This window comes from Myxococcus llanfairpwllgwyngyllgogerychwyrndrobwllllantysiliogogogochensis (genome assembly GCF_006636215.1).
Lineage (GTDB): Bacteria > Myxococcota > Myxococcia > Myxococcales > Myxococcaceae > Myxococcus > Myxococcus llanfairpwllgwyngyllgogerychwyrndrobwllllantysiliogogogochensis.
This window is the reverse complement of sequence record NZ_VIFM01000880.1, coordinates 1-415: the sequence shown is the minus strand read 5'-3', so window position 1 is coordinate 415 and position 415 is coordinate 1. Positions and strand designations below refer to the sequence as shown.

1 protein-coding gene is annotated in these 415 nt (G+C 60.0%); it reads left to right on the top strand.

Going from position 1 to position 415, the window contains the following annotated elements; all coding sequences use genetic code 11:
* Window positions 1–415, top strand: a 415-nt coding sequence (locus tag FJV41_RS56175; protein WP_181791627.1) for a transglycosylase SLT domain-containing protein, incomplete at both ends; no start/stop codon positions are given.

Here is a 415-nt window from a genome sequence, read left to right as displayed (position 1 = left end):
GAGCTGGCGGTGGCCCTCGATATCACTGACGAACAGCCAGTCACCTGGTTTAGCGCCCGGGACGACGATAATTCGCTGTCGGCGGCAATGCTTGATTTCTTCAACAACATCAATGAAGACGGCACCCTGGCGCGCCTGGAGGAGAAATACCTCGGCCACGGCAACGATTTCGATTATGTCGATACCCGCACCTTCCTGCGCGCGGTGGAAAATATTCTTCCGGAGGTGCAGCCGCTGTTTGAAAAATACGCCCGCGAGATTGACTGGCGCCTGCTGGCCGCCATCGCCTGGCAGGAATCCCACTGGGATCCGCAGGCCACCTCCCCCACCGGCGTGCGCGGTATGATGATGCTCACACGCAATACGGCGCAAAGCCTGGGTCTAACCGACCGCACCGATGCGGCGCAGAGTATCG